The sequence below is a fragment of the Actinomadura sp. ATCC 39365 genome, from assembly GCF_054392275.1.
The window spans coordinates 8,554,248-8,579,519 of the sequence record NZ_CP184335.1 but is presented as its reverse complement, the minus strand read 5'-3'; the positions used below and the strand labels follow the sequence as shown (position 1 = coordinate 8,579,519).

Annotated in this window: 26 protein-coding genes and 1 pseudogene; 7 read left to right on the top strand and 20 right to left on the bottom strand. The window is 72.7% G+C overall.

All coding sequences use genetic code 11. The features are described 5' to 3' along the window. Positions 1–5: 5 nt before the first annotated feature. The 10 genes from ACNF49_RS41460 to ACNF49_RS41415 all read right to left on the bottom strand — a co-directional run bounded on the left by ACNF49_RS41460 (position 6) and on the right by ACNF49_RS41415 (position 10,586). Positions 6–785 carry a hypothetical protein gene (locus ACNF49_RS41460; RefSeq protein ID WP_482941184.1) on the bottom strand — a complete coding sequence of 260 codons (780 nt, stop codon included), beginning with the start codon at positions 783–785 and terminating at the stop codon, positions 6–8. Next, the gene (locus ACNF49_RS41455; RefSeq protein WP_482941183.1) at positions 782–2,215 is read right to left on the bottom strand and encodes an MlaD family protein; all 1,434 of its coding nucleotides are present in this window, start codon (positions 2,213–2,215) and stop codon (positions 782–784) included. Before ACNF49_RS41455 ends, ACNF49_RS41460 begins: the two co-directional genes overlap by 4 nt. Continuing rightward, entirely contained in the window at positions 2,212–3,249 is a 1,038-nt protein-coding gene (locus tag ACNF49_RS41450; protein ID WP_482941182.1) for an MCE family protein, read from the bottom strand. Before ACNF49_RS41450 ends, ACNF49_RS41455 begins: the two co-directional genes overlap by 4 nt. After that, on the bottom strand, positions 3,246–4,277 hold the full coding sequence (locus tag ACNF49_RS41445; protein WP_482941181.1) for an MCE family protein: 1,032 nt from the start codon (positions 4,275–4,277) through the stop codon (positions 3,246–3,248). Before ACNF49_RS41445 ends, ACNF49_RS41450 begins: the two co-directional genes overlap by 4 nt. Further along, on the bottom strand, positions 4,274–5,299 hold the full coding sequence (locus ACNF49_RS41440; RefSeq protein WP_482941180.1) for an MlaD family protein: 1,026 nt from the start codon (positions 5,297–5,299) through the stop codon (positions 4,274–4,276). Before ACNF49_RS41440 ends, ACNF49_RS41445 begins: the two co-directional genes overlap by 4 nt. Then, positions 5,299–6,354 carry an MCE family protein gene (locus ACNF49_RS41435; RefSeq protein WP_482941179.1) on the bottom strand — a complete coding sequence of 352 codons (1,056 nt, stop codon included), beginning with the start codon at positions 6,352–6,354 and terminating at the stop codon, positions 5,299–5,301. The genes ACNF49_RS41440 and ACNF49_RS41435 overlap by 1 nt, the downstream gene beginning before the upstream one ends. Next, positions 6,285–7,376 (bottom strand): MlaD family protein, encoded by a 1,092-nt coding sequence (locus ACNF49_RS41430; protein ID WP_482941178.1) that lies wholly within the window; start codon positions 7,374–7,376, stop codon positions 6,285–6,287. Before ACNF49_RS41430 ends, ACNF49_RS41435 begins: the two co-directional genes overlap by 70 nt. A 4-nt stretch (positions 7,377–7,380) precedes the next feature. Continuing rightward, positions 7,381–8,238, bottom strand: a complete 858-nt coding sequence (locus tag ACNF49_RS41425) for an ABC transporter permease (protein ID WP_482941177.1) — start codon at positions 8,236–8,238, stop codon at positions 7,381–7,383. Beyond that, complete coding sequence (locus ACNF49_RS41420) at positions 8,235–9,026, bottom strand: MlaE family ABC transporter permease (RefSeq protein WP_357968372.1); 792 nt, start codon at positions 9,024–9,026, stop codon at positions 8,235–8,237. Before ACNF49_RS41420 ends, ACNF49_RS41425 begins: the two co-directional genes overlap by 4 nt. A gap of 165 nt (positions 9,027–9,191) precedes the next feature. Continuing rightward, positions 9,192–10,586: an aminopeptidase P family protein gene (locus ACNF49_RS41415; RefSeq protein WP_482941176.1), complete on the bottom strand. Its 1,395-nt coding sequence runs from the start codon at positions 10,584–10,586 to the stop codon at positions 9,192–9,194. Positions 10,587–10,725: 139 nt separating this feature from the next. On the opposite strand from ACNF49_RS41415, the gene ACNF49_RS41410 reads away from it, so the two are divergent. From ACNF49_RS41410 to ACNF49_RS41390, 5 genes are all read left to right on the top strand, one after another. Then, positions 10,726–11,154, top strand: coding sequence for a CBS domain-containing protein (locus tag ACNF49_RS41410; RefSeq protein ID WP_357968377.1), 429 nt, complete (start codon positions 10,726–10,728; stop codon positions 11,152–11,154). A gap of 105 nt (positions 11,155–11,259) precedes the next feature. Beyond that, on the top strand, positions 11,260–11,793 hold the full coding sequence (locus ACNF49_RS41405) for an Rv1352/Rv1906c domain-containing protein (RefSeq protein ID WP_482941175.1): 534 nt from the start codon (positions 11,260–11,262) through the stop codon (positions 11,791–11,793). A 58-nt stretch (positions 11,794–11,851) separates the two neighbouring features. Continuing rightward, positions 11,852–12,544, top strand: a complete 693-nt coding sequence (locus ACNF49_RS41400; protein WP_482941174.1) for a carbohydrate kinase family protein — start codon at positions 11,852–11,854, stop codon at positions 12,542–12,544. Between the two features lie 75 nt (positions 12,545–12,619). Beyond that, entirely contained in the window at positions 12,620–13,393 is a 774-nt protein-coding gene (locus tag ACNF49_RS41395) for a cyclase family protein (protein ID WP_482941173.1), read from the top strand. Continuing rightward, complete coding sequence (locus ACNF49_RS41390; protein WP_482941172.1) at positions 13,390–15,069, top strand: thiamine pyrophosphate-binding protein; 1,680 nt, start codon at positions 13,390–13,392, stop codon at positions 15,067–15,069. The genes ACNF49_RS41395 and ACNF49_RS41390 overlap by 4 nt, the downstream gene beginning before the upstream one ends. Before the next feature lie 37 nt (positions 15,070–15,106). On the opposite strand, the gene dhaM is transcribed toward ACNF49_RS41390, so the two are convergent. From dhaM to dhaK, 4 genes are read right to left on the bottom strand one after another with little or no spacing between them, the layout of a single operon-like run. Further along, positions 15,107–15,481, bottom strand: a complete 375-nt coding sequence (gene dhaM, locus ACNF49_RS41385; protein WP_482941171.1) for a dihydroxyacetone kinase phosphoryl donor subunit DhaM — start codon at positions 15,479–15,481, stop codon at positions 15,107–15,109. Next, entirely contained in the window at positions 15,481–16,020 is a 540-nt protein-coding gene (gene dhaL, locus ACNF49_RS41380) for a dihydroxyacetone kinase subunit DhaL (RefSeq protein WP_482941170.1), read from the bottom strand. The genes dhaM and dhaL overlap by 1 nt, the downstream gene beginning before the upstream one ends. Further along, on the bottom strand, positions 15,912–16,202 hold the full coding sequence (locus ACNF49_RS41375; RefSeq protein WP_482941169.1) for a dihydroxyacetone kinase family protein: 291 nt from the start codon (positions 16,200–16,202) through the stop codon (positions 15,912–15,914). The genes dhaL and ACNF49_RS41375 overlap by 109 nt, the downstream gene beginning before the upstream one ends. Further along, positions 16,202–17,182, bottom strand: a complete 981-nt coding sequence (gene dhaK / locus ACNF49_RS41370; protein ID WP_357968395.1) for a dihydroxyacetone kinase subunit DhaK — start codon at positions 17,180–17,182, stop codon at positions 16,202–16,204. Before dhaK ends, ACNF49_RS41375 begins: the two co-directional genes overlap by 1 nt. Before the next feature lie 155 nt (positions 17,183–17,337). On the opposite strand from dhaK, the pseudogene ACNF49_RS41365 reads away from it, so the two are divergent. Beyond that, positions 17,338–17,727 (top strand): annotated as a pseudogene (locus ACNF49_RS41365) (lysophospholipid acyltransferase family protein); the annotation flags it as partial. Positions 17,728–18,099: 372 nt separating this feature from the next. Here ACNF49_RS41365 and ACNF49_RS41360 read toward each other — a convergent pair. Both ACNF49_RS41360 and ACNF49_RS41355 read right to left on the bottom strand, forming a co-directional pair. Beyond that, a complete protein-coding gene (locus ACNF49_RS41360; protein WP_352358144.1) occupies positions 18,100–18,906 on the bottom strand; it encodes a serine/threonine-protein kinase in 807 nt (268 codons plus the stop codon). Between the two features lie 56 nt (positions 18,907–18,962). Next, positions 18,963–20,216 carry an MFS transporter gene (locus tag ACNF49_RS41355; RefSeq protein WP_482941167.1) on the bottom strand — a complete coding sequence of 418 codons (1,254 nt, stop codon included), beginning with the start codon at positions 20,214–20,216 and terminating at the stop codon, positions 18,963–18,965. Positions 20,217–20,282: 66 nt separating this feature from the next. Between ACNF49_RS41355 and ACNF49_RS41350 the strand changes: the two genes are divergently transcribed. Then, the gene (locus tag ACNF49_RS41350) at positions 20,283–20,888 is read left to right on the top strand and encodes an ArsR/SmtB family transcription factor (protein WP_482941166.1); all 606 of its coding nucleotides are present in this window, start codon (positions 20,283–20,285) and stop codon (positions 20,886–20,888) included. A 58-nt stretch (positions 20,889–20,946) separates the two neighbouring features. Here the strand turns inward: ACNF49_RS41350 and ACNF49_RS41345 are convergent, their stop codons facing one another. The 4 genes from ACNF49_RS41345 to ACNF49_RS41330 all read right to left on the bottom strand — a co-directional run bounded on the left by ACNF49_RS41345 (position 20,947) and on the right by ACNF49_RS41330 (position 25,207). Next, the gene (locus tag ACNF49_RS41345; protein ID WP_482941165.1) at positions 20,947–21,570 is read right to left on the bottom strand and encodes a DJ-1/PfpI family protein; all 624 of its coding nucleotides are present in this window, start codon (positions 21,568–21,570) and stop codon (positions 20,947–20,949) included. Positions 21,571–21,574: 4 nt separating this feature from the next. Next, a complete protein-coding gene (locus tag ACNF49_RS41340) occupies positions 21,575–22,537 on the bottom strand; it encodes a GlxA family transcriptional regulator (RefSeq protein ID WP_482941164.1) in 963 nt (320 codons plus the stop codon). A 126-nt stretch (positions 22,538–22,663) separates the two neighbouring features. Continuing rightward, positions 22,664–24,289 (bottom strand): L-glutamate gamma-semialdehyde dehydrogenase, encoded by a 1,626-nt coding sequence (gene pruA / locus ACNF49_RS41335; RefSeq protein WP_358293699.1) that lies wholly within the window; start codon positions 24,287–24,289, stop codon positions 22,664–22,666. Further along, positions 24,290–25,207, bottom strand: a complete 918-nt coding sequence (locus tag ACNF49_RS41330; RefSeq protein ID WP_357968415.1) for a proline dehydrogenase family protein — start codon at positions 25,205–25,207, stop codon at positions 24,290–24,292. It lies immediately after the preceding gene. Positions 25,208–25,272: the final 65 nt, after the last annotated feature.

Here is a 25,272-nt window from a genome sequence, read left to right as displayed (position 1 = left end):
GATCGTCAGTCCTTCTTCTTCGCCGCGGGGTCGTCGAGCTTGTACTGGTCCTCCGAGGCCGCGCCGAGCACGGTCACGTCCTGGACCTTCCAGGCGCCCTTCTGCTTCACAAGCGTGATCTTAAGGTGCGAATCCTTCACCGAGCGAATCGCCTGCGCGGTGTTCACCTGCTGGTCCACGACGACGATGGCGTGCGCGGTGGCCTCGTCGGCGTCGGCCAGGTAGACCTCGCGGACCTTGGCCTGGGAGACGGCCTTGAGCTTGACGATCACCTGGGACATCGCGCCGCCGAACGCCGCGTCGTAGGTGGCCTGGAAGTCGCCCGTGGCCTGGGCGGACAGGGTCGAGCGGGTGCTCTGGAGGTCTTTGTAGTCGTAGCTGAGCAGGGCCTGGCTGAAGGCGCTCGCGGCGCCGGAGACCTCCAGGCGCAGGGCGCGTTCGCCCTCCAGGCGGGCCAGCGCGTCGCGGGCCCGGGAGGCGTCGACCCACTGCAGCACCGCCGTGGCCGCGACGGCCGCCGCCAGCATCGCGGCCAGCGCCCCGAGCAGCCGCGCCCGCGTGAACCGCCCGCCCGCCGCCGGCCCGGACACCGGCCCGCCGCCCGCGACCTCGGCGGGATCCTCGGCGGGGGTCTTGGGGGAGGGGGCGGTGGGGGCAGCAGCGGGAGCCACGGGCGGCGCGTCGGCGGCCGCAGGGACGGTGTCCAGGGTGGTATCGGGGGCGGTGCCCGGGGTGGTGCCCAGGGCGGTGGGGGCGGGGGCGGCGAGGTGGTGGTCGGTGGTCATGGTGACTCCTCACGGCGGCGGGCTGCCCGGCCCGCCGCGATCCAGCCCACGATGCCACCACACACCACGACGGCGAGGAAGATCGCGACAATCAGCGGCGTGGGGCTCGGTGGGGTACGGGACGCGGCGCCGGCGGCGGCCACGCTGCTCGACGACTCCGGGGACGGCGGCTCGGACGCGCCGGACTTCTTCTTCCCGGCCACCGGGCCCTCGCCGTCCGGCCCACCGGCGTCCCGGGCGGTTCTCGACGGGCCGGTGTCCGGGGTGGCGGAGGTGTCCCGGGCCGTCCTCGACTGGCCGGTGTCCGGGGCGGCGGAGGTGTCCCGGGCGGCCCTGGAGACGTCCGAAGTGGTGCTGGAGGTTTCCCGGGCGGTGCCGGTGGGGGTGTGCGAGGGGCAGGTGGCGAGCCGGGGGACGCGGGGCGGGCCGACGGGGCCCGCGTACTCCTCGGCCGGGGTGGGCCCGCCGGGCACGCTGAAGATGAACGACGCCTTGCCGTACACCGTGTCCCCCTGCCGTTCGCTGATGTCGTCGGCCAGGCTCAGCGCGGTCGGCACCACGCTCAGCAGGCGGTGCACGTCCTTCTCGGTCGCGGCGGAGAAGACCGGCCGGTGCGGCAGCCCGGCGGCGGTCAGCAGGCAGGAGAACCCGGGCCTGGACCTCCTGATCGCCGCGTCGAGCCGGGCGAACACGCCGGGGCCCTGGTCGAGGAAGGCGTTCAGGTCCGTGCGTGAGGCCCGCAGCGAGCCCGTGACGGCGCTCAGGTCCGTGATGCCGGCGGCCAGCCGGTCCTTACGGCCGACCAGCGTGTGGGTGAGCCGGGTCAGCTGCACCGACAGGTCGTCCAGGGTTCTGGAGTCGTCGGCCAGGGTGCCGGTCAGGTCGTGGGCGTTCTCGATGACGGTCCTGATCGCGGGCGCGCGCCCGTCCAGGGCGGTGGCCAGCTCGTGGCTGATCGTCCTGGCGTCGTCGGCCGGCACCGCGTCGAGCAGCTTGCCCACGCCCTCGAACAGCTTGCGGTAGTCCAGCGGCACGGTGGTCCTCGAGAGCGGGATGGTGTCGCCGGGCGCGAGGGAGGCCGCGCCCACGCCGCGGGCGGGCGGCGACAACTCCACGTACGGCTCCCCGACCGCGGACTTGCGGCGTACCTCGGCCGTGCTGCCCTTGGGCAGTTTGATCTCCTTGTCGATGTCCAGCCCGACGACGATCCTCCCCGGCGCCAGCCGCACGTCGCCGATCCTGCCGACCCGCACCCCCAGGTACGCCACGTCGAAGCCGCGTACGAGACCGGGGGAGGAGGCGAACTCCGCCGACACCCGGTACGGCCGCTCGATCACGTCGAGCCGGATGATCGTGCTGAACGCCCAGATCGTCATGACCACGCCCAGCAGCACGAAGAAGCCGAGGTTGAGGTGCACGCGGTTCCTCATCGCGGCGGCTCCCACAGCAGGCGGAAGTCGCTCAGCCGGTCGGCGACCTTCCTCGCGGCGTCGGTCGCCCTGTTCCCGTCGGCCCCGGGCAGCAGCAGGCCCTTCAGCCAGACGTAGATCAGCACCTGCCCGTTGACCGTGATCGGCGGCGCGTCGATGAACGCCTGGATCCGCGCCACCAGCCCCTTGAGGTCGTCCTTGCCCCGCTGCATGGCCGAGGAGACGGCCTCCAGCTCGCGCAGCAGCGTGCGCAGCCGGGCCGCGTGCCGCGGGTACACGGTGAGGTTGGCCTCCCTGGCCAGGTCGGTCAGCGCCACGATGGCCCGCCTGACGTGCTTGCGGCCGTGCGCGACGCGGGTGGTGGCGGCGGCCAGGGCGCCGGGCAGCCGGTCCAGCTCGTCGCTGCCCTCGGCGAGGTCGTCGCCGAGCCTGGCCAGCGCGTCGATGCCGGTCGCCAGGTCCCGCCGGGCCGCGGCGTAGGCGTCGGTGACCTCGGCGGTCCGCCGGATCAGCTGGTTGACGTCGGCGCCCTTGCCGGCGAACGCGGTCGAGGCGGCGTCCAGGATCGCGTTGACGTCCTGGGCGCCGAGCGCCTCGACCAGCGGGCCGGCCTTGGCGGTGACCTGCTCGATGTCCGGTTCGACCGAGGTGTCGGCGATCGTGGCCCCGTCCGCCAGGTACGGGCCCGTGGCCAGGTCCCGGCCCGCGGGCGGGCTCAGCAGGACGTAGTTCTCGCCCAGCACGGACGTCTTGGCCACGGTCGCGGTGCTGCCCACGGGCACCCGGTGCGCGGACTGGATCGACATCGTCACCCTGGCCCGGTAGCCCTCCAGCCGGATGCCGGTCACCGTGCCCACGCGGACGTCGGAGATCTGCACGCTGTGCCCGGCCACCAGGCTCTGGACGTCGTCGAAGGTGGCGTTCAGCGTCAGGTCGCCGGTGGTCGCACCGAGCGTGCGCAACGAGCAGGACGCGGTGAGGGTCAGTGCGGTGAGGGCCAGCGCGAGCAGCGCGGCCAGCGGGCGGGCCCTCATCGGGTGGCCTTCTTCCGCTCGAAGGGACAGTTGCTCAGCCCGGCCGGCAGGCACGGCACCTCGCCCAGGTTCAGCGCCTGGAACAGCGGCGTCAGCCAGGTCCTGGTCATCGCGTTGAGCACGACGCGGATCTTCAGCACGTGCCGGTCCCGGTCCCAGGAGTCGATCAGCACGTCGGCCAGGTCGGCCGCGCCCTTGACCGCCCGCGCCATGGACTCGCTGTTGGCCCGGACCGTCAGCACCAGCTCGGCCAGCGTGCTGGCGGCCCGCGGCAGGCGTTCGGAGTAGGCCTCGATGATCAGGTCGCCGCGCCGGACGAAGCCCGCCATGTCCGCGACGAAGCCGCGCAGGCGCTGCCGCTCCTCGGCCAGGATCGCGCCGGCCTCGGCGAAGGAGTCGATCGCGCCGGTCACCTGGTCCTGCCGCCTGTTGAGGCCGGTGGCCAGCCGGTTCAGGCCCTTGGCCAGGGCGATGAGCTGCTCGTCCTGGCGGGCCAGGGTGTCGGTGAGCCGGGCGGTGCCGGCGATCGCGTCGTTGATCGTCCGGCCGCGCCCCCGTACGCCGTCGGCCAGGTTCCCGGCCACGTCGCCCAGCTTCTCGTCGTCGAGGGCGTCGGTGAGCCTGGTGAAGGCGGCCAGGGCGTCGTCGATCTCCACGGGCAGGTCGGTGCGCTCCAGCGGGATGACGGCGCCCGGCGCGATCCGCCGGTCGCCCGGCTTCCACGGCGGGTACAGCACGACGTTGCGCTCGCCCAGCGTGTTCTGCGGCGCGACCACCGCCTTGACCCCGGCCAGCAGCGGCACCTCGCGATCGACCAGCAGCTCGACCCGTACCTTGTCGCCGTCGATGCGGATCTTCTCCACGTGTCCGGCGTCCAGCCCCATGACCTTGACCCGGGCCTCCTCGTACAAGGAGGGCGTCTTGCGGAAGACCGCCACCAGCCGGTACGGCTGCTCGCCCAGCACCGAGCACCCGCCGTTCGCCGCCAGCAGCACCCCGGCCAGCAGGACCGCGAGGAGTCGTCTCATCGGTCGCTCCTCCTGTCCTTGGCGACGGCGGCCAGCACCTCGGGGTCGATCGGGCCGAGACCCGTGGCGACGGCCTCCAGCCACGGCCCCTGACCGCCCATGGTGGCCAGGCCGGAGAACGTCGGGCCCGCCCAGGCCAGCAGCGAGTTGAGCCGCTCGCCGCTGCCGCTCAGCCGGGTGGTGACGGCCGCGCTGTCGTCCAGGACCCTGATCAGGGCGCGCTCGTGCTCGTCGATCAGGCGGGTGGTGCTCCGCACCAGGCCGCTGCCGTCGCCGAGCAGGGTGCGCAGCTCCTTCCTGCGGGCGCGCAGCTCGTTCAGCATGATCTGGACGGCGTCGATGAGCCGGCCGAGCTGGCGGTCCTTCCTCTCCAGCAGGTCCATGATCTTCGTGCCGTTGTCGAGCAGCCGCTGGAGTTGCGGCTCGCTCCTGCTGACGGTGTCCGACAGGTCGCCGATGTTCTTCAGCAGCCTGCTCACCCGGCCGCGCCGGGAGGTGTCGATCTTGCCCAGCTCGGTGAGCAGGTCGTCCACGGCGTCGGTGTCGAGCCGCCGGACCAGCCGGGTGGCGTCGTTGACCGCGTCGTTGACGAGCGTCGGCACGCCGGTCCGGTCCACGGGGATGCGCCGCCGCGCCTCGGGGAGCTGGTCGAGGTACGGGGCGGCGACCGGGCCGGTGAGCTTGACGTAGCGGCCGCCGAGCAGGTTCGACAGGGCGATGTCGGCGCGGGTGGACCTGCCGAGCCGCACGCCGTCGTCCACCTTCCAGGTGACGACCACGTTGCCCTGGGCGTAGTCGGCGCGCACCTCGGTGACCTTGCCGACCCGCACCCCGGCCACGCGCACGTCGTTGCCGGTGCGCAGGCCGCCCGAGTCCACGAAGACGCCCGACATGGAGTAGCCGCCTTCGAGCAGCCCCAGGTTGCCCACCAGGAACGTGGCCACCAGCAGCGCGCCCAGCACGGCCACCGACACCAGGCCCACCACGACCTTGTTCCGGTCCCGGAACGATTTGACCGCCATCACCGGCCCACCAGCAGCCTGCGCAGGTCCTTCTCGCTCTGGACCCGGGTGTTGCGCAACGGCGGCGGCGACCGCATGGGGTACGGGCACGGCGACGGCCCGAGCGCCAGGCAGGGCACGGCGGTGATGAAGTAGTGCCCGCGGTCCACGGTCGAGTAGGCGCGGGCGAACAGCGGCTGGAACGTGCCGACCGTCCTGTCGATCTCGCGGACGTGCCGCCGGATGCCGCCGGTCAGCCCGGACAGGTTCTCCACCACCCGGCCCAGCTCGCCGGCGTTCTTCCCGATCACCTCGTCGGAGGTGTGGAAGGTGGCCGACAGCTCGACGAGGGCGTCGTCCACCAGCTTGCGGTTGCCGGCGAACGCCTCCGAGAGCGTCACCAGGTCGTCCACCAGGCGTTCGATCTGCCGGTCGCGCCGGGCCACCACGCCGGTGACCGTCGCGTAGTCCTTCAGCAGCTTCTCGATGGTCGTCCTGCGTTCGGCGAGCGTGCCGGTGACGGCGTCGACGTTGTCCAGCAGCCGCGGGATGTTCCGGTCGTTGCCCTTCAGCGACCTGGCCGCGGCGGTGAGGAGCTGGTTGATCTGCTCGGGGTCCAGGCTGCGGGTCAGCGGGCCGAGGTCGCCGACCAGCTCGCCGATGTCCACCACGGACGAGGTGCGGACGATGCGCGACCCCGGTGGCAGCCAGCCCGGCGCGGTGCCCGGCAGCAGGTAGACCACGCGCTGGCCGATGGCGTTGCGCCAGCGTACGGCCGCCTCGGTGTCGGTGGGCAGCCGGACCTCGTCGCGCACCTCCATGGTGACCTCCGCCCGGCCGGCCACCACCTCGATCGACTCCACCTGGCCGACCGGCGCCCCGGCGATCTTGACCTGGTCGCCCTCGGTCAGCCCCGACACGTCGTCGAACGCGGCCACCAGCCGGTAGCCGCCGTCGGTGCCGACCCGGGCGATCTGGACGGTGATCAGCACGATCAGCGACATCGTCAGGCCGACGAACAGGGCGAACCGGACGAACGTCCACCGGCGTGCGACCCGCGTCCTGGAGACCGCCACCTCAGCGCCTCCCGTCGGTGGGGCCGCAGACGCCGACGACCAGCTCGCAGACGTCGGTGGCGACGAACGCCTCGACCTGGAGCATGCCGCTGCCGTCCGGCCCCGGTGTCTCGATCAGCTCGTTGAGCAGGTCCACCAGCCTGCCCAGCCCGCGTACGCCGTCGCCGGCCAGGCCGAGCTGGGCGTAGATCAGGGCGGCCACGCGCTCGCCGGAGTGCACGGCCGCGCGCAGGTCCTCGGCGGTGCGCGCGCAGGCCGTGCGCGGCCAGGCCGGAGACGGAGGTGATCTCCTGGAGCAGGGCGCGCACCTTGTCGGCCCGCCTGAGCAGGTCGGGGGTGATGACGTCGGCGTCGGAGGCGATCGAGACCAGTTCGTCGCCCTTGTCGGACAGGGCCGTGCCGAGCGCGGCGGCGTCGTGCAGGAACCGCCGGGCCCGCTCCCGCTGCCGGTGGGCGACGCCGACGACCGTGCCCGCGTCGCCGATCAGCTCGCGCAGGTTGCGGCCCTCGCCGTCCAGCCCCTTGGCCAGGGTGTGCACGATGACCGTGACGTCGCGGGGGTCGACGGCGTCCAGGCCCCGGTAGGCGTCGCCGAGCGTGTCGGACAGGTCGAGCGGCTCCTTCGTGTCGGTGATGACCGAGCCGCTGTCCAGGTACGGCCCGGTGGTCTCGCCGGCGCCCGGCCGCAGGTCGATCATCTTCGGGCCGAACACCGACAGCGGCTCGACCGCCGCGACGGTGGTCCGCGGCACCTTCACGCCGGGCTGGAGGTGCATCGTGACCACGGCCCGGCCCCTGGCGTCCAGGGTCACGTCCGTCACGTCGCCGACGGTGATGCCGCGGATCTTGACCTTGGAGTTGGTGTCCATGCCCTGCCCGGCCCGGCCGAACACCGCCTCGATCCGGGTGCCGCGCGCCTCGGTGGCGCCGCGCACGACCAGGAACGTCGCCGCGGCCAGCGCCAGGACCACGCCCAGGGCGATGCCGAGGCGTACGGCGAGCGGAAGTTCGAATCGGGACACCGGCTCACCCCGTCAGCGGAATGTTGCCGCCGCCGCCCCAGAACAGGAACGACAGCAGCAGGTTCAGCAGCACGATCGTGACGATCGACTGGCGGATGGCGCGCCCGGCCGCCACGCCCACACCCACCGGTCCGCCGGTGGCGTGGAAGCCGTGGTAGCAGTGGATCACGATGACGGCGAAGGCGAAGATCCCGACCTTGACCAGGCTGTAGACGATGTCGCTGACCGGCAGGTACAGGTAGAAGTAGTAGTCATAGGCGCCGGGTGCCAGGCCGAACAGCGCCGTGCACATCAGGCGGGTGGCGAAGAAGCTGGCGAACAGCGCGATCAGGTAGATCGGCAGCAGCGCCAGCAGCGCCGCCACCACGCGGGTGCAGATCAGGTAGGTGAAGGCGTTGATGCCCATCACCTCCAGCGCGTCGATCTCCTCCGAGATGCGCATCGCCCCGAGCTCGGCCGTGAACGCCGAGCCCACCTGCGCGGCCAGCGCGGTCGCGGCGATGATCGGGGTGATCTCGCGGACGTTGGCGAAGCTGCCGATCAGCCCCACGAACGACTCCGCGCCGATGGCCTGCAGCCCCTGGTAGCCCTGCAGGCCCACGGTCGCGCCCACGACGAACGCCATCGTGAACACCACGAAGATCATGCCGCCGCCGATGACGGTCGCGCCGACGCCCACCACGACGTCGCTGACCTGCCTGATCACGACCTTGCGGTAACGCAGCCGCAGGACGACGTCGCGGACGGAGTAGAAGAGCACCTTCCCCACGAACAGCGGCCAGTCGGCGAGTGTCGCGAACCGCTCGGCCAGGTCCCGCCCGCGGTGGGCGATCCCGGGCCCGGCCGCCGACGTCGCCGTCACATCGACCTCGGCGGGTAGGCCAGGAAGTAGACGGCCGAGATCACGTAGTTGAACGTGAACACCAGCATGAACGTCAGCACGGTCGCCTGGTTGACCGCCCGTCCCACGCCCACCGGGCTGGTCGCGCACGTCATGCCCTTGTAGCAGGCCACGGCGGCGGCGACGAAGCCGAAGATCCACGCCTTGAACAGGGTGACGTACAGGTCGGAGCCGACGACCAGGGACAGCGCGCCGTCGAAGTACGCGCCCGGCGTGACGCCCTGCACCACCACGTTGAAGAAGTAGCCGCCGGTCGCGCCGGCCAGGATGACCAGCGGGCACAGGCAGACCGCGATCGTGGAGGCGGCCCACATGCGCGGCGTGACCAGGCGGTGGACGGGATTGACCGACATGACCTCCATGGCGCTCAGCTCGTCGCGGATGTGCCGCGCGCCGATGTCGGAGGTCATCGCGCTGCCGCCGGCCCCGGCGATCAGCAGCGCGCTGGCCAGGGGCGCCACCTCACGGATCAGGCCGACGAAGACCGCGCTGCCGGTGGCCGAGCCGGCGCCGAGCTGCCAGGCCAGCTCGCCCACCTGCAGCGCCACGGTGGCGCCCAGCGGCAGGGAGACGAGCAGCACCGGGACGCTGGTGACCTTGGCGAGGAACCAGCACTGGTCGACGAACTCCCACCACCAGCTCCTGACGTCCCAGGTGCGGCGTAAGCCCTCCAGGACGATGACGAACAGCTCGCCCACCTGGCCCAGCAGCGACCCGGCCGTGCGTCCGACGTACCCGGACAGGGCCATCAGGCGCCTGTCCGCACGCGTGTACCCGCCATGACCACCTCCGCCTACGGAGCAGTCACCTTACTGACGGGTTGTCTAGTAGTCGATGCCTTGTCGGGAATTTGCGCAAAAACTATGAGACCTGGGTCACACCTTGTCAGCCGTCTACGAAAAGTGACCGGGTGGTCACGACCGGACGACGTTCATCCACGACTCGATCTCGTCGGGGTGGCGGGGGAGGGCCTTCGACATCAGGGTGGCGCCCTCGGCGGTGACCACCAGGTCGTCCTCGATGCGGATGCCCATGCCGCGCAGCTCGGCGGGCAGGGTCAGGTCGTCGGGCTGGAAGTACAGGCCGGGCTCGACCGTCAGGACGTTGCCCTCCTCCAGCACGCCGTCGAGGTAGACCTCGGCCCGCGACCTGGCGCAGTCGTGCACGTCGAGGCCGAGCATGTGGCCGCTGCTGCACAGCGTGTAGCGCCGGTACAGGCCCGACTCCATGAGGGCGTCGGGGGAGTCCTTCAGCAGGCCCCAGTCGTGCAGGCCCTCGCAGATGACGCGCATGGCCGCCAGGTGGAAGTCGCGGAAGCTCGCGCCGGGCTTCAGCGCCGCGATGCCGGCGTCCTGGGCGGCCAGCACCAGCTCGTACGCCTGCCGCTGCGCCCCGGTGAACCGGCCCGACAGCGGGAACGTCCGGGTGACGTCGGCGGTGTAGAGGGTGTCGGTCTCGACGCCTGCGTCGAGCAGGAGCAGGTCGCCCTCGGCCAGCGCGCCGTCGTTGCGGATCCAGTGGAGCACGCAGGCGTGGGCGCCGGAGGCCACGATGCTGTCGTAGCCGACCGCGTTCCCCTCCAGGCGCGAGCGCAGCCCGAAGACGCCCTCCAGGTAACGCTCGCCGCGCGGGTGGCCGAGGGCCGCGGGCAGGGCGCGCACGACGTCCTCGAAGCCGCGCACGGTGGCGTCCACGGCCGACTGCAGCTCGCCGACCTCCCACTCGTCCTTGACCAGCCGCATCTCCGACAGGAACACCTCCAGCTCGGCGTCGCGGCCGCCCGCCGGCACCAGCGCGTCGACGGAGGCGTCGACGCCGCGCAGCACGCGGGCCGGGCCCTCGGGCCGCAGGTCGCGGATGTGCGCGCACTCGATCTGGTACAGCTCCGACGCCTCGGCCAGGTCGGGCCTGCGGCCCACCCAGAACTCGCCGTAGCGGCGGTCGCGGTAGAACTCCTCGCCCTCCTCGCGCGGCGAGCGCGGGCGCACGTACAGCACGGCCTGCCCGGACGGCTCGATGACCAGCACGTCGCCCGGCTCGCCCGCGCCCGTCAGGTAGGAGTACGCGCTGTGCGGCCGGAACCGGTAGTCGCTGTCGTTGCTGCGCACCTTGAGCGTGCCCGACGGGACGACCAGGCGCTCACCGGGAAAACGCGCGGCCAGCGCCGCCCTGCGCCGGGCCGCCCAGGGAGCGATCGGCAGCGCGGTCACGCCGGTGCGCCGGGTGTCGGCCCAGCCGGTGCGCATGAACGCGGCCAGCTCCGGGGTGATGGGCAGGTCGTGGCTTCCGGTGTTGAGCTGCTCGGTCATCGATGCCTTCCACGTCGTCGGAGATGCGGCAAGCCAGCCTACGTGACCGCTTGACGGGGTCCCCACTCGGTTGTTTGCCTGTGAGGACCGGGCATAAGCCGGCCCTCGGCCGGGGACATTGGGAGCAGAGGTGGTGCACATGCTCATCGGGACGATCCTGCGCAACAAGGGAAGCGCTGTTACCACGGTGGCGCCGGTGGCGACGGTTCGGGAACTGCTCGGCAAGCTCGCCGACCACAACATCGGCGCGGTCGTCGTCTCCACCGACGGCACGACGATCCAGGGGATCGTCTCCGAGCGCGACGTGGTGCGGCGGCTGCACGACCGGGGCCCGGAGATCCTCGACGCGCCGGTCTCCTCGATCATGACGACCGAGGTCCGCACGGCCGGGCCCGGCGACAACGTCGACGAGCTGCGCCGGACGATGACCACCCACCGGTTCCGCCACATGCCCGTGGTCGAGAACGGCCGCCTGGTGGGCATCGTCAGCATCGGCGACGTGGTCAAGAGCGCGATCGAGGAGCTGGAGACGGAGAAGGCGTCGCTCGTCGACTACCTCCACCGCTGACAGGGGCGTTGACAGGGGCGTCGATGGAGATGGCACCCTTGGGTCCGTGACGTACGGCCCCCTGAGCCCCCTCGGGCGACGAGCAGTCCGCCGATCATCCTGCTCGTGTCCGGGCTGGCCGCCGTGGTGGCCTTCATCCTGGGCGTCTTCGTCGGGTACGGGGCGGAGGGCTCGTCGGCCTCGCCGGCCCCCAGGGTCACGGTGACGGTCGAGGGCACCGGCCCGCCCTCGGCCTCCGGCCCCGCCACCCAGCCCGCCCCGACGGACGCCCCGCAGACCGACCCCCTCCAGCCCGGTCCCACGCAGCCCGGTCCCGCCCAGACCGGCCCTGCTCAAACCGGACCAACGCAGCCTGGACCCGCGCAGACTGGACCTGCGCAGACCGGACCCGGGCAGACCGGGTCGACGGCCGGGATGCGGACGTTCGTCGTGGGCGTGGACATCCAGCCCGGCACCTACCGCACGACCGGTCCCGTCGCGGGCTCCACGAACTGCTTCTGGGCCCGGCTGAACAGCACGTCCCCCGACCTCGGCTCGGTGATCAACGCGGGCGCGCCGACCGGGCCGGCGAGCGTCACCATCGAGCCGGGCGACAAGGCGTTCCAGACCGCCGGATGCGCACAGTGGACCAAGGCGTGACGGCCGCCATGACCGGCGGGTTCGACCTCTGGCCGTCGGCGACGCCAACCCCGACATCGTGCTGTCCGGCGCGCCGCGCGAGCTGGCGTACGGCCAGCGCGAACGGCTCGTCGCGGGCGGCGATCCGGCCCACGGCCATGACGGTCGTGCTCGCCGACGGGACGGACCGGGCCATCCTCACCTCGCCGGGCTGCCTGCCGTACCCGACCGCCGGGGACGTGCCGCGCGGCCTGGCCCGGCACGTGCACGTGTCGTCGTACTTCCTGCAGCCCGGACTGGCGGCGGGCTGCCCGCGCTGCTGGCGGAGCTGCGCGCGGCGGGCGCCACGACCTCGCTGGACACCAACGACGACCTGGCCGGCCGCTGGGACGGCCTGGCGGACGTGCTCGCCGCCACCGACGTGTTCCTGCCCAACGCCGGCGAGGCCAGGGCGATCGCGGCCCGCCTGTCCGGCGTCCGTGACGGGCCGCTGGAGGCCGTCGCGGCGCGGCTGGGCGCCCTCGGGCCGGCCGTCGTCGTCAAGGACGGCGCGGACGGCGCGCTGGCCTGGGAGTCCGGCCTGGTGACGCGGGCCCCGGCCAGGCCCGTCGACACCGTCGGCGCGGGCGACAGCTTCGACGCGGGCTACCTCGCCGCCAGGCTGCGCGGGATGAGCCGGCGCGAATGCCTCGACGTGGCCGTGGCCTGCGGATCGTTGTCCACCCGCGCGGCCGGCGGCACCGCCGCCCAACCCGCCTGGAAGGAGCTGTGAAGACCGCCGTGCCGCGTCGTTGCGCAGGTGAGTCCCGCTGGAGGAGGATGCGCTCAGCCCAACAAGGAGGATGACATGTCGGTGTTGCAGAGCTTCCTGGACAGCGTGCGCGGCGGCGCGATCGAGGTGGTCGACCTCACCGCGCCCCTCTCCTCCGAGACGCCGATCCTCCAGTTGCCCGAGCCGTTCGGCAACACCATCCCGTTCCGGCTGGAGGAGATCAGCCGCTACGACGACCGCGGCCCCGCCTGGTACTGGAACGACATCCACACCGGCGAGCACTCCGGCACCCACTTCGACGCCCCGATCCACTGGGTCACCGCCCGCGACGGCCAGGACGTCTCCCAGGTGCCCGTACGCAGCCTGATCGCGCCCGCGGTCGTGCTCGACTTCGCTGCCGAGGCGTCCAAGGACCCCGACTTCCTCCTGCAGATCGACCACGTCAAGGAATGGGAACGCGCCAACGGCCCGCTGCCCGACGGCGGCTGGCTGCTCTACCGCACCGGCTGGGACGCCCGCTCCGCCGACCAGGCCGCCTTCCTCAACGCCGACGAGACCGGCCCGCACTCGCCGGGCATCTCGGTCGAGTGCGCCTCCTGGCTGGCTGCCGAGACCCCGATCCTCGGGCTCGGCGTGGAGACCGTCGGCACCGACGCCGGGGCCGCCCACTCCTTCGACCCGCCCTTCCCCTGCCACTCCTTCCTGCTCGGCGCGGGCAAGTACGGCCTGACCCAGCTCCGCAACCTCGACCGCCTGCCGGTGACCGGCGCCGCCGTGGTCGCCCCGCCGCTGCCCATCGTCGGCGGCTCCGGCAGCCCCGTCCGCGTCCTGGCCCTGGTGGAACGTTGACCGTCCCGGAGACGGCGGCCGCGGCGGTCGGCCGGGCGCTGGCCGCCCGCGGCGTCCGCACGGCGTTCGGGGTGGTCGGCAGCGGCAACTTCCACGTCACGAACGCGCTGGTCGAGCACGGCGTGCGGTTCGTCGCCGCGCGGCACGAGGGCGGGGCGGCGACCATGGCCGACGCCTACGCCCGGATGAGCGGCGAGGTCGGCGTCGTCACGGTCCACCAGGGGCCGGGGCTGACCAACGCGATGACGGGGATCGCCGAGGCGGCCAAGAGCCGTACGCCGATGATCGTCCTGGCCGGTGAGGCGACGGACGCGCGCTCCAACTTCCACATCGACCAGGACGCCCTGGCCGCGGCGGTGGGCGCGGTCCCCATGCGCCTCACGGACGCCGCGCGGGCCGAGGAGCAGGCGTTCGACGCCTTCCGCGTGGCCAGCCTGGAACGCCGTACGGTCCTGCTGAACCTGCCGCTCGACGTGCAGTCCGCCCCCTCGGGCTCCCGCGCCCCCGCACCTCTCCTGACCGGCGCGGCCGGGCCCGACCGGTCAGGCGCGGAGGACACGACGGCCCGGCCCGACCTGTCGGGCGCGGAGGACACGACGGCCGAGCTCGGGCGGTTGCTGGCCGGGTCGCGGCGGCCGGTGTTCGTCGCGGGCCGCGGCGCCCGGCACGCCCGCCGCGAGCTGGAGGCGCTGGCCGACCGCACCGGCGCCCTGCTGGCCACCTCCGCCGTCGCCAAGGGCCTGTTCCGCGGCAGCCCCTGGGACCTCGACGTGAGCGGCGGCTTCGCCACCCCGCTGGCCGCCGAGCTGATCCGCGGCGCGGACCTGATCGTCGGCTGGGGCTGCGCCCTGAACATGTGGACGACCCGCCACGGCTCGCTGATCCCGCCGGAGGCGAAGGTGGCCCAGGTCGACCTCGACCCGGCGGCCGTCGGCGCGCACGTCCGGGCCGACCTGGGGGTGGCCGGGGACGTCCGCGCCGTGGCGGCGGCCCTCACCGGGCCGGGCGGCGCCGCGCCTGGCTACCGGTCGGCCGAGCTGGCCCGGCGGATCAGGGACGAGGGGCGCTGGCGCGCGGTGCCGTACCGGGACGAGAGCGGCGCGGGCCGCATCGACCCGAGGACGCTCACCATCGCCCTGGACGACCTGCTCCCGAGCGAGCGCGTCGTGTCCGTGGACTCCGGCAACTTCATGGGATACCCCTCGATGTTCCTGGACGTGCCGGACGCGGGCGGGTTCTGCTTCACCCAGGCGTTCCAGTCGGTCGGGCTCGGCCTGGCGACCGCGATCGGGGCCGCCCTGGCCCGTCCGGACCGGCTCCCCGTGGCCGCCCTGGGCGACGGCGGCGCGCTCATGGGCATCGCCGAGCTGGAGACCGTCGTCCGGCTGGGGCTGCCCATGGTGGTCGTGGTCTACGACGACGAGGCGTACGGGGCGGAGGTGCACCACTTCGGGCCGCACGGGCATCCGCTCGGCACGGTCCGCTTCCCGCCCGCCGACCTGGCCGCGATCGCCCGGGGCCACGGGTTCGCGGCGGTGACCGTCACGGACGTCGCCGGTTTGGCGGGCGTGGCCGAATGGCTCAAGGGGCCCAGGGACCGCCCGCTGCTGGTGCACGCCAAGATCACCGGCGAGCACGGCTCCTGGTGGCTGGAGGAGGCCTTCAAGGGCCACTGAGGAGAACGCGGGGGAGGGGCGGGGTGCCGGGGAGCGGTCAGAGTTTGCGGTAGGTGCGGGCCTCTTCGGCGGCGGCCAGCACCTCCGCCAGCGACCCGCCCGTGCACGCCGCCACGCACGCCGCCACCGCACCCTCCACGAACGGCACGTCTGCGATCACGATGCGGCCGTCCTCCTCCAGCAGCCGGGCGGTCAGCACCGAGCTGCCGAGGTCGGGGATGATCAGCACGCCGTCGCCCCGGTCCACGCTGCGCACCGCCTGCTCGACGAGGTCGAAGCTGGTGCCCAGGCCGCCGTCCGCGGTGCCGCCGGCCGCCGCCACCGGCACGGGCTCCGCGGCGATCCCCAGGGCCAGCGCCGCGGTCTCGGCCGCCAGCCCGGCACTGTGCGAGACCAGCACCACCCCGACCATCAGCCCTCCGCCCGTCCCTGGCCCTCCGCCGCTGTCCGGCCCTCGGCCGGGGGCTGGCTCTCTGTCTGGTTCCGGCTCTCTGTCTGGTTCCGGCCTTCTGCCCGGTTGCGGGCCACCGTGGCCAGGGCGCGCATGATCAGGGCTGCCGAGGCCGCTCCCGGGTCCTCGTGTCCCACGCTGCGTTCGCCCAGGTAGCTGGCCCGGCCCTTGCGGGCCTGGAGGGGGATCGTCTCCCGCGCGCCCTCGGCCGCCGCGTCCGCCGCCCGTTCGAACGCCTCCAGCGCTCCGATGCCGTCCCGTACGGCCAGCGCCAGCGACCGGGAGGCCGGGACCAGCGCGTCCACCATGGTCTTGTCGCCCAGGACCGCCTTGCCCAGCCGTTCCAGCGCGACCACCCCCTCCTCGAACGCCGCCTCGAAGCGGGCCAGCGTCACCGGGGACTCCAGCGTCCGGCCCATCTGGCGGAACATCGACCCGTACAGCGGGCCGGAGGCGCCGCCGACGCGGCGGATGAGGGCCGTGCCCGCGTCGGCCAGCACCTGCCCGGGGAGCCCGGCGGCCGGTCGGCCAGCGCCTTGGCGACCTCGGTGAAGCCGCGGTCGAGGTTCGCGCCGTGGTCGGCGTCGCCGATGGCCGCGTCGAGCTCCGTCAGCCGCCCGCGGTCGCGGCGGACCAGCCGGGCCGCCTCGTCCAGCCAGTCCGCGAAGAAGCGGGTGTCCATCAACGCCCCCAGCGCAGCGCCGGCGTCTCGACGGGCGCGTCCCAGAGCCGGGTGAGCGTGTCGTCGAGCCGGCACACGGTGACCGAGAAGCCCTGCATGTCCAGGCTCGTCACGTAGTTGCCGACGAGCGAGCGGGCCACCCGCGCGTCCTTGCCCTTCACGAACGCCGCGACCTCGGCGAACAGCACGTACAGCTCCATGAGCGGGGTGCCGCCCATGCCGTTGACCATGACCAGCAGGTCGCCGCGGAGCGGCAGGTCGCTGTGCAGGGCCTCCATGGCGACGGCGGCCAGCTCGCGGGCCGAGGCCATCGGCACCCGCGTGCGGCCCGGCTCGCCGTGGATGCCGATGCCCAGCTCCACGTCCGTCTCGGGCAGGTCGAACGTCGGCTTGCCCGCCGACGGCGTCGTGCACGAGGTCAGCGCGATGCCGAACGACCGGCTGCGCTCGTTCACCTCACCGGCCACCCTGGCCACCTCGGTCAGCGGCGCGCCCTCCTCGGCCAGCGCGCCCGCGATCTTCTCCACGAACAACGTCGCGCCCGTGCCGCGCCGCCCGGCCGTGTAGAGCGAGTTCTGGACGGCCACGTCGTCGTCGACCAGCACGGAGGCGACGTCGTTGTCCTCGGCCAGCTCGGCGGCCATCTCGAAGTTGAGCACGTCGCCGGTGTAGTTCTTGACGATGTGCAGCACGCCGGCGCCGCCGTCGACGGCCTTGGTGGCGTCGATGATCTGGTCGGGCACGGGCGAGGTGAAGATCTCGCCGGGGCAGGCGGCGTCCAGCATGCCGTGGCCGACGAACCCGGCGTGCAGGGGCTCGTGGCCCGAGCCGCCGCCCGACACCAGCCCCACCTTGCCGGGGCGTGGCCCCGCGGCCCGGTAGACCACGCGGTCCTGGACCCTCAGCGCGGGATGGGCCGCGGCCATGCCGTTCAGCGCGTCCTCCACCACGGAGTCGGCGGTGTTGATGAGCTTCTTCATGGTCAAAACATCTGCCCGTTCTCGCGGGAGGGCAAGCGCCGCCGCGTGAACAGGGGCGATGTCCTACGATCTCGTGACCAGAGCCGATCTTTTCCGGGCGGGTACGGGTCTCCCGAGTGGCCTGCCGACCGGCGTGAGTAGGCTACCTTCTGCTCATGGCTGAGATTGTGTACCCGCCGGTGATCGCCGCCGCGCGGACCCTCTTTCGCGTGCTCGACTACCGCTTCCACATGGAGGGCACCGAGCACGTGCCGCGGACCGGGGGAGCGGTGCTGGTGAGCAATCACATCAGCTATCTCGACTTCATCTTCGCGGGGTTCGCCGCGCTGCCGTCCAAGCGGCTGGTGCGCTTCATGGCCAAGCAGGACGTCTTCGACCACCGTGTCTCCGGGCCGCTGATGCGCGGCATGCACCACATCCCGGTCGACCGCGGGGCCGGGGCGGGCTCGTACGCCACCGCGCTGCGCAAGCTCAAGGCCGGCGAGGTGGTGGGCGTCTTCGCCGAGGCCACGATCAGCCGCTCCTTCACCGTCAAGGAGATCAAGAACGGCGCCATCCGCATGGCCCAGGCCACCAACGTGCCGGTCATCCCGGTCGCCCTGTGGGGCAGCCAGCGGTTGTGGACCAAGGGCCGTCCCAAGCAGCTCACGCAGCGGCACGTGCCGATCACCATCCTGGTGGGCGAGCCGTTCCATCCCAAGCGCGGCGAAGACGTCAACCAGCACACCGTCGACCTGCACACGCGCCTGTCGGAGCTGGTCGACCGGGCGCAGCGCACCTACCCCGAGGTGCCGCCGGGCGTGTGGTGGCAGCCCGCGCACCTGGGCGGCACCGCGCCCACCCCGAGGAGGCGGCCGCCATGGACGCCGCCGAGGCCGAGGCCCGCGCCCAGAAGGACTGAGCCCGCCGGAGCCGGTTCAGATGGCGGCCTGGTAGGCGCTGGCGCGCATGCCCGCCAGCAGGCCCGCCGTCTGCTCCGGCGTGTAGCGGCGCACCGGGTCGTGGTGGAGCAGCCCCTCGATGAGGGGGCGCATCACCCCGGCCCGCCGCGGCGGCGGATAAGGGCCGCTGCGGGCCATGCCGAGCACCGTGGCCGCGTCCTGCCCGGGGTAGGGCGGCTGGCCCTCGACGGCGCTGTAGAGCGTCGCGCCGAAGGACCACATGTCGGCCTCCTTGCTGGCCGGCCCGCCGTGCAGCCGCTCCGGGGCCATGAACGCGGGCGTGCCGCGCAGCCGCCGCGAGGTCGTCATGCGGATGTCGCCCTCGGCCGTGGCGATGCCGAAGTCGGTCAGCACCACGCGGTCGCCGGTCAGCATCACGTTCGCGGGCTTGACGTCGCGATGGAGCACGCCGGCCTTGTGCGCGGTGCGCAGCGCGGCGAGCAGGTGCTGCCCGATCGCCACCACCGACTGCGCGGGCAGCGTGCCCACCTGGGAGAGCAGCTGGTGGAGTGAGAGCCCGTGCAGGTACTCCATCACGATCCAGAGCTTGCCGCCCACTTCCATCAGGTCGTGGACCGTGACGATGTTGGGGTGCGTCAGGCCGGCCGCCATCCGGGCCTCGCGCAGCACCCGGCGGCGAACCATCTCGGCCTCACCGGCCAGAGTCAGCTCCTTCAACGCCACCTCTCGGTGGAGGAGCCGATCGAACGCCCGCCAGACGACTCCCATACCCCCACGACCGGCCTCCTCGTTCAGGAGGTACCGTCCGCCGATCTCCCGCATACCATCCCCTCAAGCTCGGGGATAATCATGTCATCTCCGCACACGGCATAGGGTGCCTAACGTGATCTGGATATGTCGGAAAGTGTAGGTTCGCTGGTCAGCGCCGCAGAAATTCGCCCAGGCAGGGCGCGCCACACCAGCCCCACAGCCACCAGGCACAGCCCCGCGGCCCCGGCCAGCACGGTGGCCAGCCCGAACAGGTCGCCCACCACGCCGGCCAGCGCCGCGCCCACCGGCATGCCGCCCATGCCGACCAGCCGGTAGGCGGAGTTCACCCGGCCCAGCATCTCGCCCGGGATCAGCCGCTGCCGCACCGAGACGACCAGCACGTTGGCCGCCGCCCCCGTCACGCCCCACATCACCGCGACCGGGTACAGCGCCCACGGCGACGGCACCAGCATGGGGACGAGCAGCAGCAGGCTGCTGATCAGCCACGCCCCCACCAGCGTGCCGCTCTCGCCGATCAGCCGCGTGACCGGCCCGGTCAGCGGCGAGCCGAGCACCGCGCCGGCCGCGAACGCCGTCATCATGAGGCCGTAGCCGCTCGGGTCGAGGCCGATGCGCGACCCGTCGCCGACGGCCCACAGGACGAAGACGGCGAAGTATCCGGCGTTGGCCAGGTTCAGCATGCCCGCGGAGATCGCCAGCCTGCGCAGGAACCGGTGGGCCCACAGGTAGCGCAGCGCCTCGCCGATGTCGGCGCGCAGCGGCCGGCGCGGCCCGGACGCGGCCGGAGCGGCCCGGAAGGAGCCGGCCATGCCGGTCAGCAGCAGGGCGGCGGCGGCGTACAGGAGGGCGGGGGCGCCGAAGAGGGCGGCGGGCAGCAGGCCGACGAGCAGCCCGGCCAGCGGCGCGCCGACGAAGTCGTTGCCGACGGTCTGGACGCCGACGATCCGGGCGTTGGCCCTGGTGAGATCGTCCTTGGAGACGGTCATGGGCAGGACGGACTGCGCCGAGGTGTCGGCGAAGACCTCGCTCACCCCGGCGGCGAAGACCACCGCGAGCAGCGTCCACAGGTTCAGCAGGCCCGCCATCGCCAGCAGCGCCGCCACCGCCAGCACCGCCGTACGCGCGGTGTTGGCCAGCGTCATGACCCGGCGGCGGTCGACCCGGTCGGCGACCGCCCCCGCGTGCAGCGCGAACAGCAGCCAGGGCGCGGTCGCGGCGGCACCGGCCAGCGACACCAGCGTGGGGGAGCGGGTCATGGACACGGCCAGCAGCGGCGCGCCGACCCGCAGGACACCGTCGGCCAGGTTCGACAGGGCGGTGGACGACCAGAGAAACCAGAAGGCCCGGCCGAGACGGTTCATGGTGCAACCCCGATAGTGTGTAAGCAAAAGTGTGCATAGATTCCTTTGCAAAGATAGGCTTGCACAGTGACAGAAGGCAAGAGCTTCTCCGCCCGCACCCTCGACGCGAAGGCGCTGAAGTCGTTCGCGCACCCGCTGCGGCTGCGCATCTACGAGCTGCTCGACGAGCACGGCCCGGCCACGGCCACCGGCCTGGCCGGCCTGCTCGGGCAGAACACCGGGGCCACCAGCTACCACCTGCGCGAGCTGGCCCGCCACGGCATGATCGAGATCGCGCCCGAGCTGGGCCGGGGCAAGGAGAAGTACTGGCGGATCACGCCCGGCGGCTTCAGCTTCGGGCCGGCCAGGGACCACCCGGAGGAGGCCGACGCCCTGGAGTTCCTGCTGGACGACATGGTCCGGCAACGCGGCGCGGAGCTGACCCGCTGGTGCGAGGGCTCGGCGCAGGCCGCCGAGGAATGGCTGCAGGCCAGTGTGTTCGCCCGCCGCTCGCTGCGGCTCACCCCCGAGGAGACGGCCGACCTGCGCGACGGGGTCCTGGAGGTGCTGGACCGCTTCCGCCGCCTGTCGGACGGGAGGGACACCCCCGCCAGCGGCACCCACGTCGTCGTGCACTTCGACGTGCTGCCGCTCGGGGCCACGGGCGACCCGCCCCCGGCGGACCGGCCCTGACCCCTGCGACGCGCGGCGCCCCCGTCCCTGGAGGGACGGGGGCGCCGCGGCCGGACGGTCAGGAGATCAGGCTCATGGCCCGCTCGACGGTGCCCTCGGGCGCCTTGGCGGGCGAGCCCGCGTCGAACGGCGGACGCGGGTCGTACTCGATCGCGAGCTGCACCGCCTGGGCCGTCTCGACGCCGTCGGCCTGGGCCAGCAGGGTCAGGGCCATGTCGATCCCGGCCGACACCCCGGCGGCCGTCACGATCTTGCCCTCGGTGACGACGCGCTCGCTCACCGGCTCGGCCCCGACGCCCGTCAGGCCGTCCAGCACCGCCCAGTGGGTGGTCGCGCGCACGCCCTTGAGCACCCCCGCCGCGCCCAGCACGTACGAGCCGCTGCACACCGACGTCGTCCACCGCGTGTGCTCGTGGGCCTCGCGCAGCCAGCCCAGCAGCGCCTCGTCCGACATCGCCTCCAGCGTGCCGGGCCCGCCGGGCACGATCACCACGTCGGGACGCGGCAGGTCGGCGTAGGAGGCGGTGGCGGCGATCGACAGGGTGCCCTGGTCGTCGGTCACCGGCCCCACCTCCCCGGCCACGAACGTCACCGTGACGCCGGGCGCGAACGCCAGCACCGTGTAGGGGCCGACCGCGTCGAGGGCGGTGAAACGGGGATAGAGCGGGATTGCCACATGCATGCTGTCATTTCTCCTTCGACTGGAATCTGCGGCGGTGCTCGCCCGGCGACACCCGCCAGTGGCGGCGGAAGACGCGGTAGAGGGTCTCCGGCGTGCCCAGGCCCGCCTCCCTGGCCACGGTCTCCAGCGGATGCCCGGTGACCTCCAGGAGGCGTCTGGCGGCGTCGGCGCGGCTGCGTTCGACGTACCGGCCGGGTGGCAGGCCGGTCTGCTCGGTGAAGACGCGGGAGAAGTGCCGTTCGCTCATCCCGACGCGCCGGGCGAGCGCGGGCACGCTCAGGTCGGCGGACGGGTTGGCGTCGATGTAGCCCTGCAGCTCCCGCAGGGGCAGGCTGCGCGGCGTCATGGCCCGCATCGGCGCGCTGAACTGGCTCTGCCCGCCCGGCCGGTGCAGGTAGACGACGAGCCCGCGGGCGACGTCGCGGGCCAGCTCGTGGCCGTGGTCCCTGGACACCAGCGCGAGCGCGAGGTCCACGCCGGACAGCACGCCCGCCGAGGTCCACACGTTGCCGTCCTCGATGTAGAGGGGATCGGGGTCCACCTCGACGTCGGCGTAGCGTTGGCGCAGGTCGTCGGCGGACAGCCAGTGGGTGGTGGCCCGGCGGCGGCCGAGCAGCCCGGCCTCGGCCAGCAGGAAGGCCCCGTTGCAGACCGACGCCACCCGCCCGGCCCGCGCGGCCAGGCCGGCGACCGCCCCGACCAGCGCGCGGTCCTCCAGCTGCCGCGGCACCGACAGCCCGCCGGCCACCAGGAGCGTGTCGATCGGCCCCGACACCTCGCCGAGCGCCCCCGCCATGACGGTGACCCCGTTCGACGCGCTCACCGCCCCCGCCTCCACGCCGGCCACCTCGACCCGGTAACCCCGCCCCCGGGCGATCAGGTCGGCGGTCGCGAACACGTCCGCCGGCCCGGCCATGTCCAGCAACTGGAAGCCCGGGAAGACGACGATCACGATCCGTCGCTGCATGCCTTCATGCTGGTCGCGGCCCCGCATTGGCGTCAATGACACAAACCTTGCACATTACGCCACGCCCCCGGAATTGGAGACGGCCGGCACCCCTGTGGGGGTGCCGGCCGTGGCTCTTCGGGGGCGTCAGCCCATGTGCGGGTAGCGGTGGTCGGTCGGCGGGACGAACGTCTCCTTGATCGTGCGGGCGTTCACCCAGCGGATCAGGTTGAAGATCGAGCCGGCCTTGTCGTTGGTGCCCGAGGCCCGCGCGCCGCCGAACGGCTGCTGGCCCACGACCGCGCCCGTCGGCTTGTCGTTGACGTAGAAGTTGCCCGCCGCGAAGCGCAGCCGCTCCGAGGCCGCGGCGATGGCGTACCGGTCCTGGGCGATGATCGAGCCGGTCAGCGCGTACGGGGCGATGCCCTCCATCTGGTCGAGCACCGTGTCGAAGTCGCGGTCCTCGTAGACGTGCACGCCGAGGATCGGCCCGAAGTACTCCTTGACGAAGATCTCGTCCGTCGGGTCGGCGCACTCCAGGATGGTCGGCTTGACGAAGTAGCCGACGCCGGAGTCGTACGAACCGGTGAGCACGTCGATGTTCGAGGCGGCCCGCGCCCGGTCGATGGCGTCCTTGTGCTTGGCGAAGGCCCGCTCGTCGATGACCGCGCCCATGAACGTCGACAGGTCGGCCGCCACGTCGCCCACGGTCAGCGACTCGGCCACGCCCACGAAGTCGTCACGCATGCGGTTCCACACCGAGCGCGGCACGTACGCCCGCGAGGCCGCCGAGCACTTCTGGCCCTGGTACTCGAAGGCGCCCCTGACCAGCGCGGTCGACAGCACCGCGGGGTCGGCCGACGGGTGGGCCAGCACGAAGTCCTTGCCGCCGGTCTCGCCCACCAGGCGCGGGTAGCCGTGGTAGGAGGCGATGTTGGCGCCGATCGTGCCCCACAGGTGCTGGAAGGTGGGGGTGGAGCCGGTGAAGTGCACGCCGGCCAGGGCCGGGTGCGTCATCGCCACCTCGGAGACGGCCTGCCCGTTGCCGGTGACCATGTTGATCACGCCCGGCGGCAGCCCGGCCGCCTCCAGCAGCCGCATCGTGTGGTGCGCGGCGAGCTGCTGCGTCGGCGACGGCTTCCAGACGACGACATTCCCCATCAAAGCGGCAGAAGTCGGCAAATTTCCGGCGATGGCGGTGAAGTTGAACGGCGTGATCGCCAGCACGAACCCCTCAAGGGGCCGGTACTCCATCCGGTTCCACACGCCGGGCGACGAGATCGGCTGGTCGGAGTAGAGCTGACGGGCGTAGGTCACGTTGAAGCGCAGGAAGTCGATCAGCTCGCAGGCCGCATCGATCTCCGCCTGCTGCGCCGACTTCGACTGGCCGAGCACGGTGGCCGCGTTCAGCGTCTGGCGCCACGGGCCGGCCAGCAGGTCGGCGGCCTTGAGGAAGACCGCGGCCCGCTCGTCGAAGGACAGCGCCCGCCAGGCGGGCGCCGCCCGCAGGGCGCTGTCGATGGCGTCCTGCACGTCCTGAGCCGTAGCGTCGTTGGTACGGCCCAGGACGGAGGCATGGTTGTGCGGCTGCACCACGTCGATGGGCGCGCCGCCGCCGAGCCGCTGCTCGCCGTCGATGGTCATGGTCAGGTCGACGGGGGAGCCGGCCAGCTCCTTGATGCGGTCCTCCAGTGCCGAACGCTCGGCGCTGCCCGGCGCGTAGCCGAGCACGGGCTCGTTCACGGGGACGGGGACGTTGCTGATGGCATCCATTTACTTACCCCCAAGGGCACGAAGGAAGAAGGCGACGTTGGCGGGGCGCTCGGCCAGCCGGCGCATGAAGTAGCCGTACCAGTCGTCGCCGTAGGGGACGTACACGCGGACCGTGTGGCCGGCCCCGGCCAGGGCCTCCTGCCGGTCGGTCCGGATCCCGTAGAGCATCTGGAACTCGTGGTCGCCGAGGGTCCGGCCGAAGCGGTCGGCGAGCAGCTCGGTGATGGAGATCAGCCGGTCGTCGTGCGTGGCCACCATGGGGTAACCCTTCCCCGCCATGAGGATGCGCAGGCATCGCACGTACGCCTTGTCCACGGCCTGCTTGCCCTGGTGCGCGACCGAGGCGGGCTCGCGGTAGGCGCCCTTGACCAGCCGTACGCGCGATCCCTCGTGGGACAGGTCGCGGCAGTCGTCCTCGCTGCGGAACAGGTAGGCCTGGATCGCCACGCCGGTCGACGGGTAGTCCTCGCGCAGCTTGCGCAGGATGCCCAGCGTCGAGTCGACGGTGGTGTGGTCCTCCATGTCGAGCGTCACGGTCGAGCCGTTGGCCGCAGCGGCGGCGCAGATCTCGCGGGCGTGCTCCAGGGCCATGCCGTCGTCGAGCCGCTGCCCGACGGCCGACAACTTCACCGACACCTCGCCCCGGGTGCCGAGCTGCAGCGGCTTCAGCGCCTCCAGCAGCGTCACGTACGCCTGCGCCACGGTCTCGGCGGCGCGCGCGTCGCGCGTCTCCTCGCCGAGGTGGTCGACGGTGACGGCCAGGTTGGCGTCACGCAGCCGTTCGATGGCGTTCCGGGCCTCCTGGACGCTCTCGCCCGCGACGAACCGGTCCACCACCTTGCGGGTGAGCGGGAAGCCTGACACGGAGCGGCGCACGACGCCGCTCCCGGAGGCGGCAAGGAGCAGTTGACCCAACATGCCTCAAGTCTAGAAACCCCAGGTCAGAGGGGGCCATGAACGCGCGTAACGATCGGTGTGGCAGG

Excerpts from the sequence above, each read along its gene's own strand:
- ACNF49_RS41460 (WP_482941184.1), bottom strand. The coding sequence starts at position 785 with ATGACCACCGACCACCACCTCGCCGCCCCCGCCCCCACCGCCCTGGGC.
- ACNF49_RS41455 (WP_482941183.1), bottom strand. The coding sequence starts at position 2,215 with ATGAGGAACCGCGTGCACCTCAACCTCGGCTTCTTCGTGCTGCTGGGC.
- ACNF49_RS41450 (WP_482941182.1), bottom strand. The coding sequence starts at position 3,249 with ATGAGGGCCCGCCCGCTGGCCGCGCTGCTCGCGCTGGCCCTCACCGCA.
- ACNF49_RS41445 (WP_482941181.1), bottom strand. The coding sequence starts at position 4,277 with ATGAGACGACTCCTCGCGGTCCTGCTGGCCGGGGTGCTGCTGGCGGCG.
- ACNF49_RS41440 (WP_482941180.1), bottom strand. The coding sequence starts at position 5,299 with ATGGCGGTCAAATCGTTCCGGGACCGGAACAAGGTCGTGGTGGGCCTG.
- ACNF49_RS41420 (WP_357968372.1), bottom strand. The coding sequence starts at position 9,026 with ATGGCCCTGTCCGGGTACGTCGGACGCACGGCCGGGTCGCTGCTGGGC.
- ACNF49_RS41415 (WP_482941176.1), bottom strand. The coding sequence starts at position 10,586 with ATGACCGAGCAGCTCAACACCGGAAGCCACGACCTGCCCATCACCCCG.
- ACNF49_RS41410 (WP_357968377.1), top strand. The coding sequence starts at position 10,726 with ATGCTCATCGGGACGATCCTGCGCAACAAGGGAAGCGCTGTTACCACG.
- ACNF49_RS41395 (WP_482941173.1), top strand. The coding sequence starts at position 12,620 with ATGTCGGTGTTGCAGAGCTTCCTGGACAGCGTGCGCGGCGGCGCGATC.
- dhaM (WP_482941171.1), bottom strand. The coding sequence starts at position 15,481 with ATGGTCGGGGTGGTGCTGGTCTCGCACAGTGCCGGGCTGGCGGCCGAG.
- ACNF49_RS41375 (WP_482941169.1), bottom strand. The coding sequence starts at position 16,202 with ATGGACACCCGCTTCTTCGCGGACTGGCTGGACGAGGCGGCCCGGCTG.
- dhaK (WP_357968395.1), bottom strand. The coding sequence starts at position 17,182 with ATGAAGAAGCTCATCAACACCGCCGACTCCGTGGTGGAGGACGCGCTG.
- ACNF49_RS41360 (WP_352358144.1), bottom strand. The coding sequence starts at position 18,906 with ATGCGGGAGATCGGCGGACGGTACCTCCTGAACGAGGAGGCCGGTCGT.
- ACNF49_RS41355 (WP_482941167.1), bottom strand. The coding sequence starts at position 20,216 with ATGAACCGTCTCGGCCGGGCCTTCTGGTTTCTCTGGTCGTCCACCGCC.
- ACNF49_RS41345 (WP_482941165.1), bottom strand. The coding sequence starts at position 21,570 with ATGCATGTGGCAATCCCGCTCTATCCCCGTTTCACCGCCCTCGACGCG.
- ACNF49_RS41340 (WP_482941164.1), bottom strand. The coding sequence starts at position 22,537 with ATGCAGCGACGGATCGTGATCGTCGTCTTCCCGGGCTTCCAGTTGCTG.
- pruA (WP_358293699.1), bottom strand. The coding sequence starts at position 24,289 with ATGGATGCCATCAGCAACGTCCCCGTCCCCGTGAACGAGCCCGTGCTC.
- ACNF49_RS41330 (WP_357968415.1), bottom strand. The coding sequence starts at position 25,207 with ATGTTGGGTCAACTGCTCCTTGCCGCCTCCGGGAGCGGCGTCGTGCGC.